This window comes from Protofrankia sp. Cas3 (genome assembly GCF_963555955.1).
Lineage (GTDB): Bacteria > Actinomycetota > Actinomycetes > Frankiales > Frankiaceae > Protofrankia.
On sequence record NZ_CAUVXP010000166.1, the window covers coordinates 1 to 6,742 of the forward strand.

Here is a 6,742-nt window from a genome sequence, read left to right on the forward strand (position 1 = left end):
GCGCTGGCCGCCGGCGACGAGGCGACGGCGGCGGCGGTGCTCGCCTGGCTCGGCGGGCAGCCGCACGTCGCAGCCAGCGCCCGCCGGGCCGCCGGGGTGCGCGGCGATCTGGACCATTTCGGGGCACTTGGCTTCCTGCAGGGGCTGCTGGTGGTGCTGCGCGACAGCGGCTTCCGCGGCCTGCTCCTCGTCCTCGACGAGGTCGAGACCCTGCAGCGGGTCCGGTCCGACGCGCGGGACAAGGCGCTGAACGCGCTGCGCCAGCTCATCGACGAGGTCCACAGCGGCCGCTTCCCCGGCCTGTTCCTCGTCATCACCGGAACGCCGGCCTTCTATGACGGCCCACAGGGGGTGCAGCGGCTCGCGCCGCTCGCGCAGCGGCTGGCGACCGACTTCACCGCCAACCCGAAGTTCGACAACCCGAGGGCCGTGCAGCTGCGGCTGGCCGGGTTCACCGAGGCGTCGCTGGTCGAGCTCGGCGGACGGGTCCGGGACCTGTACGCGGCCGGTTCGTCGGGCAATGCGGCCGGGCGGATCGAGAAGCTCGTCGACGACGCCTATCTCGGGGAGCTGGCCGGGGCGGTCGCCGGGCGGCTCGGCGGGAAGGTAGGCGTCGTGCCCCGGCTGTTCCTGAAGAAGCTCGTCGGGGACGTGCTCGACCGGGTCGACCAGTTCGACGACTTCGCCCCCCGGCGCGACTACCCGCTGACCATCGGCGCAGCTGAAATGACCGACCTGGAACGCAACGCCGCCCGCGCCGACGACATCGACCTGGACCTGGCGTGACCGTCGAGCCGGAGGCGCCCGCCGCCGACGCGGCGGATCTGCTGCATCCGGTGGTGTTGCACCACATCGTGAACACTTTGCAGTGGCCGGGGCTGCGGCCGTTGCAGGAGGAGGCGGTCGCGCCGCTGCTCGCCGGTTCGGACGCGCTGCTGCTCGCGCCGACCGCCGGAGGGAAGACCGAAGCGGCGACGTTCCCGATCCTGTCGCGGATGGCGGCCGAGAACTGGCAGGAGACGTCGGTCCTGTATCTTTGTCCGTTGAAGGCGCTGCTGAACAACCTGATGCCCCGGCTGGAAACCTACACCGGCTGGCTCGGACGCCAGGCCGCTGTCTGGCACGGCGACGTGACCGAAGGCCGGCGCAACCGGATCCGCCGCGAACGGCCCGACGTCCTGCTCACCACGCCCGAGTCACTGGAAGCGATGCTCGTCAGCGTCCGCACCGACCATCGCGGCTTCTTCGCCGGCGTCCGCGCCGTGATCGTCGACGAGGTCCACGCGTTCGCCGGCGACGACCGTGGCTGGCACCTCCTCGCCGTCCTGGAGCGGCTGCGCCGGATCATCGCCGCCGAACAGGTAGCCCATGTTTCCTGGGAGCTCCAGGTCATCGGCCTGTCGGCGACTGTCGGGAACCCGGCCGAGTTGCTGCGCTGGCTGCAGGGTTCGGGCGCGGGCCGGCGCCCGGCGCAGGTCGTCGCGCCGGACCTGCCGGCCGCGCTTTCCCGGCGGTCTTCCACGGCCACGACCCTCGTGGCCGGGGGTGTGGTGAGCGAGATCGAGCTGGACTACGTCGCCTCAGTGCCGAACGCGGCAAAGGTGCTGGCCGCCCTGCACCGGGGCGAGAAGCGGCTCGTGTTCTGCGACTCGAAGAAGATCGTCGAGGAGCTTGGCCAGGCGCTGCGTTCCCTCGGGGTGGCGACGTTCCTCTCGCATGCGTCGCTGTCTGTCGATGAGCGGCACCGATCTGAGGAGGCCTTCACCCAGGCCCGGGACTGCGTGATCGTCGCCACCAGCACGCTGGAGCTGGGCATCGACGTCGGCGACCTCGACCGGGTCATCCAGATCAACGCTCCGGGAACCGTCGCATCGTTCCTGCAGCGTCTCGGCCGCACAGGCCGCCGGGCGGGTACGACCCGCAACTGCCTGTTCCTCGCCCTGAACGAGAGTGCGCTTGTGCATGCCGCCGGGCTGTTGTTGCTGTGGGGCCGCGGCTGGGTGGAGCCGGTCGTCGCCCCGCCGGAGCCACGGCACATCGTCGCCCAGCAGCTGCTCGCGTACTGCCTTCAGGAGAACCGGGTCGGCGACCGAACCTGGGTGGACGAGTGGAACGGCCTCGCGCCCTTCGACCGTTCGGCGGAGCCGATCGTGCGCCACCTCGTCCGCATGGGCTACCTGGACTCCGACGGCGGCATGCTGTTCGTCGGCCCGGAGGCGGAGCGCCGCTTCGGCCACCGGCACTTCTCCGAGCTGACCGCGGTCTTCACCGCGGCGCCCGAGTTCACCGTCCTCAACGGCCGCGACGAGATAGGCCGCACGGACCCGGTCCTGCTCACCGACCCGGTCGAGGGCCCGCGGCTGCTGCTGCTCGCCGGTCGCAGCTGGCGGGTCACCCACATCGACTGGAAACGCCGCCGCTGTTTCGTCGAGCACGCCGAGGGCGGCGGCCGGGCCCGCTGGCTGACCCCTGCCGACGGCGCCATGTCCTTCGAGCTGACCAGAGCGATGCGGGAGGTCCTGCTCGGCGCCGACCCGCCGGTCCCCCTCACCCGCCGAGCGACGGAACGACTCGCGGTCGTCCGCGAGAACCACCTCAACGTCGTCCACCCGGGCGGCACGATGATCGTCCGAACGGAAGACCTGACCGACGTCCGTTGGTGGACCTGGGCCGGCGAACGCGCCAACCGCACCCTCACCGCGAGCCTCGGCGACCTCGCCGACCCCCTCCAGACCCCGACCGCCTCCTACCTGCGCTTGCGCACCGACCTGACCCCGCCCAGGTGGAAGGCAGCGACCGCGGACCTGGAGTCCCGCCTCTGTCTCCCCCACGTCACCGACGAGGCCCTGGCCGGCCTCAAGTTCAACACCGCACTCCCGCCGCGGCTGGCCGAAGCCACCCTCGCCACCCGCCTCGTCGACCTCCCCGCCGCCACCACCGTCCTGCGCGAGCCCGTCCGGTTCGCCACCCTGGGAACCTGACCGATCTCGACGGAACCGTCCGAGGACCGGCACCGCACGCCGGCTGCGGACCATTCAGCTCCCGTACGACACCAGACCCAGGCTGCCGGGCCGGGCTGACGACCTGGTCGCGGTCATTTCGGCCCTGCGCCGAGCAGACCCGGCGGGAGGACGGCGCCCGCGCCGAAGGCCCCGCGCCGAGACGCGACAGATGCTCGGGATCAGTCTGGTTTGCGTACCCTGAATCGCGGGGTTCCGCGATTCAGGGTGGGTCGAGGAGGCGGTATGGGTTCGGCAGGCTTCGATTCCGAACACGAGCAGTTCCGTGATCTGGTCCGGCAGTTCGTGGCCCGCGAGATCGTCCCTCACCAGCAACGGTGGGAGGAAGCCGGCATCGTCGACCGGTCGCTGTATCTGGCCGCCGGCAAGCAGGGCGTGATCGGCTTCAACGTCCCGGAAGAGTTCGGCGGCGGTGGCGTGGACGACTTCCGGTACAACGCGATCGTCACCGGGGAGCTCGCCCGGGCCACGTCCGGCCCCCCGGCGCTGAGCCTGCACAACGACATCGTCGCGCCCTACTTCATCCGGCTGGCCACCCCGGAGCAGAAGAAGCGCTGGCTGCCGGGCTTCGCGTCCGGAGAACTGATCGGCGCCATCGCGATGAGCGAGCCGGGCGCCGGCAGCGACCTCGCCGGCATCCGCACGAGCGCCGTGCGCGACGGCGACGACTGGATCGTCTCGGGCACCAAGACGTTCATCTCCAGCGGGATCAACGCCGACCTCGTGATCGTCGTGGCCCGTACCGACCCCGCCGCCGGCCACAAGGGCTTCAGCCTCCTGGTGGTCGAGCGTGGCATGCCCGGGTTCACCCGCGGCCGCAAACTCGACAAGATCGGCCAGCGGGCGCAGGACACCGCCGAGCTGTTCTTCGACGAGGTGCGCGTCCCGGCGGCGAACGTGCTGGGCGAGGTGGGACGCGGGTTCTACCACCTCATGCACAACCTGCCCGACGAGCGGCTGTCGATCGCGGTCGCCGGCGTCACGGGTGCTCGCACCGTCTTCGACGCGACGCTCGAGTACGCCAAGCAACGCACCGCCTTCGGCCAGCCCATCGGCACGTTCCAGCACAACCGCTTCCTGCTTGCCGAGATGGACACCGAACTCGACATCGCCGAGACGTTCATCGACGCCTGTCTGGCCCAGTCCGCGCGCGGCGAGCTGACCGCGGAACGGGCGGCGAAGGCCAAGTGGTGGGTCACCGAGTTGCACAAGAGGGTGGTCGACGCCTGCGTTCAACTGCACGGTGGCTACGGCTACATCCTGGAGTACCCCGTCGCCAGCGCATACCGCGACGTCCGGATCACGACCATTTACGGCGGCACGACCGAGATCATGAAGGAGATCATCGGGAAGTCCCTCGGCGTCTGACCGGCCGACGCCGGCAGGATCAGGACGGCCCGTTCCAGCATGCTTGTGCGCCCGCGAGCGGGATCGACGCCCGGTCGATCCCGGTCGAGGTCGGCCGCCGGGCCATGGTCGGCGGACAGGAGGACCTGATCGTCGACGTCGCCCACCACCGTGAGCGGATCGCCGCCGTCCTCGGTTGGTAGCCACCGGTCACTGATGCAAACCGGGCTGATAACCGGCCCAGCACGAGTGGATGGTTGACATACATTTTCCGCCCGAAAACTGGCGTCTCCTGTACGTCTTCCTTCCACTCGTCGCACCGAAGGAAATGCGGATCAAGGAGTGGGGCTGGGGCACGTAGATCGCGAGGTGCAGCCTGGCAGCGTTGCCGGGTCCGATTTCGGCGTAATGTTGCTGTCCGGGTGCCCAAGCAGGCCGCGGAGATGGTCGCCGCTACGATTCGCACGATCGTCGCTCAGCCCACCGCCGAGTTGGTTCGTGCCCAGGGCGATGTCGTCGCCGAGCACTGCGCCTCGCCACCGGCCAACCCGCACCGCGTCGGCAAGCCACTCCAGCTCCAACTCCCCGGACTCCACAGCGCGCGACGAGGCGACTACCGCGTCATTTACCACATTGACACCGACCATCACCGGGTAGGTTCTTATGCGGCTTCAGCAGGCTCAACTATGTCGAGCGGGAAGGTGCCGGTGACGGGGTCGGCGCCAGGAATATGCAGCTCAATGGTGACCTGGGGGCCGCTTCCTTCGTTGTATGCGTTACGGACCACACCCTTCACGGTGGTCAGGCCGAAGGGAATGCGGACATGGTCACCAGCAACCGGCAGTGTCTGCATCGTATGCTTCCTCCTCGTCACCAGGGTCGCGGCGGGCCGAGGGTCGCCTCGATGAACGTCGCGAGGACATCGTCTAATGTCTCGGCCAGTTCGTCGAGCGACGAGCGCCATCGTTCCACGCTGGCCAGTGTGGGCGGGCATCCCCGCCGGACGAGGTCTGCGATCTCGCCGGGGTTGTCATGGGCCACAGCGTTGCGGGCTGCGTTCAGTTGGCCGAGCGCGGCGTTCCAGGAGGATGCGCGAAGGTTGGTCGCTTCGAGCGTAGGCCAGAGCGTCAGACCGAAGCGAGCAAAGTCTGCGCCGAGTGCGCCTGGATGGGCGTTGCCTCTGTCCAAAGCACGTCCGGATGTAAACAGCAAGCGTAGCGGTTCGAGGGATGCGGTGCGGGCTCCAGCCAGACGGCTTACATAGATGTTGGCCGTGAGATTATGCAGATCACGCGCGAAGCCTTGGAACTCGGCGGCAAGTCGTAGCGTAAGCGCCCAGTCGACCTGCTCCTCCCTGGCCGTCCCCCCGGCCTTCGCAAGCTGGCGTACGGCACACAGTTCCTCGACTCGTTCACGGCGTGTCGTCTGCCAGGCAAGCAATGTGTGGGATGACACATCATCGAATATACGTTACGACACTGATATCCGAAATAGTCCCGTTCGGTCAGGCTGCTCCGCCTTCGGCGAGGCGGGACTCATGCCTGGCAATCCACTCCTCGGACAGCGCCAACCACTGGTTCCCGACCTGGGGTACCGGGGTAAGGACAGCTCCCGCTCATGCTCCCGCAGGAAGTGATCGAGTCGGGTCAGGTCCGGGTCATGGCGGAAGACGACCGCCGGGCCGAGGTCATGCTCGACGAAGTCGACGGGCGTCGCGATACCGGGATGGTCGATGCCACGCAGTGCTAGGTACTCCCGCTCCGCGGCCCGCACCAACTGGTCCCGCTGGTCACGGGAGTCGACACCGCTCGCCAGGTAGATGCGGACCCGGCGCGGCCGGTCCTGCGCGAACCGGTGACGGCGGGTCAGAAAATCCTGCCAACCAGGCCCCTCCTCGAAACCGGACCTCCAGGCGGGCGTCGCTCAGGAAGACCGCGCCCTCGATCCATGGCACCCGACGCCCGCGCATGGCCTGCTGGGAAGCCAGCAGCGACCTCAGCTTCCGTGCCTTACGGGCCGCTCCGATGACCGGGTTGTCGGCGGGGGCACGATGTGTCTGCCGCCACGTGCCCGCATCGCCCACGAGTACTCCGGACCACGACTTGATCTCTAAGATGACGATGCCGGCAGGGGTGACGAGCAGCAGATCGATCTCGTTGACCGAACCGGCGGTGCCGAGGAACTCCGCGTTCGCCCAGGCCCGGAACGGATCCCTGTTCGGCAGCAGCGTCCTGAGATGCCCCAGGGCCGCCCGCTCCCAGGCGAACTCGGACGGCGTGCACTGCTTCCAGCGCTGATCATCCACCCGAACCCCCGCAGCATCCCCTGGGGCCTCCGGGCGAGACGGCTTCGCCATCGCGCGTCGCCCTTTGGTC

General features: G+C 69.0%; 8 protein-coding genes and 2 pseudogenes. 7 read left to right on the forward strand and 3 right to left on the reverse strand.

Features of this window, described 5'->3' with window-relative positions:
- From brxD to U9983_RS28070, 6 genes and pseudogenes are all read left to right on the forward strand, one after another.
- The coding region (gene brxD / locus U9983_RS22910; protein ID WP_322755999.1) for a BREX system ATP-binding protein BrxD at positions 1–786 on the forward strand (786 nt) is incomplete at its 5' end.
- Positions 783–2,981 carry a DEAD/DEAH box helicase gene (locus U9983_RS22915; RefSeq protein WP_322756000.1) on the forward strand — a complete coding sequence of 733 codons (2,199 nt, stop codon included), beginning with the start codon at positions 783–785 and terminating at the stop codon, positions 2,979–2,981. The genes brxD and U9983_RS22915, both read left to right, overlap by 4 nt.
- Positions 2,982–3,245: 264 nt before the next feature.
- The gene (locus tag U9983_RS22920; protein ID WP_322756001.1) at positions 3,246–4,388 is read left to right on the forward strand and encodes an acyl-CoA dehydrogenase family protein; all 1,143 of its coding nucleotides are present in this window, start codon (positions 3,246–3,248) and stop codon (positions 4,386–4,388) included.
- The gene (locus U9983_RS22925) at positions 4,385–4,570 is read left to right on the forward strand and encodes a hypothetical protein (RefSeq protein WP_322756009.1); all 186 of its coding nucleotides are present in this window, start codon (positions 4,385–4,387) and stop codon (positions 4,568–4,570) included. The genes U9983_RS22920 and U9983_RS22925 overlap by 4 nt, the downstream gene beginning before the upstream one ends.
- Positions 4,571–4,735: 165 nt before the next feature.
- Positions 4,736–4,888 (forward strand): annotated as a pseudogene (locus tag U9983_RS22930) (transposase); the annotation flags it as partial.
- Positions 4,889–4,912: 24 nt separating this feature from the next.
- Positions 4,913–5,023 (forward strand): annotated as a pseudogene (locus U9983_RS28070) (type II toxin-antitoxin system RelE family toxin); the annotation flags it as partial.
- A gap of 5 nt (positions 5,024–5,028) precedes the next feature.
- Here the strand turns inward: U9983_RS28070 and U9983_RS22935 are convergent.
- Together U9983_RS22935 and U9983_RS22940 are read right to left on the reverse strand one after the other, a co-directional pair.
- Positions 5,029–5,220, reverse strand: coding sequence for a hypothetical protein (locus U9983_RS22935; protein WP_322749528.1), 192 nt, complete (start codon positions 5,218–5,220; stop codon positions 5,029–5,031).
- A 17-nt stretch (positions 5,221–5,237) separates the two neighbouring features.
- Complete coding sequence (locus U9983_RS22940) at positions 5,238–5,822, reverse strand: hypothetical protein (protein ID WP_322756002.1); 585 nt, start codon at positions 5,820–5,822, stop codon at positions 5,238–5,240.
- 162 nt (positions 5,823–5,984) lie between these two features.
- Between U9983_RS22940 and U9983_RS22945 the strand changes: the two genes are divergently transcribed.
- On the forward strand, positions 5,985–6,116 hold the full coding sequence (locus U9983_RS22945; protein ID WP_322756003.1) for a hypothetical protein: 132 nt from the start codon (positions 5,985–5,987) through the stop codon (positions 6,114–6,116).
- Positions 6,117–6,156: 40 nt separating this feature from the next.
- Here U9983_RS22945 and U9983_RS22950 read toward each other — a convergent pair.
- Positions 6,157–6,742 (reverse strand): NERD domain-containing protein (locus tag U9983_RS22950; protein WP_322756004.1); only part of this gene is annotated, 586 nt, incomplete at its 5' end.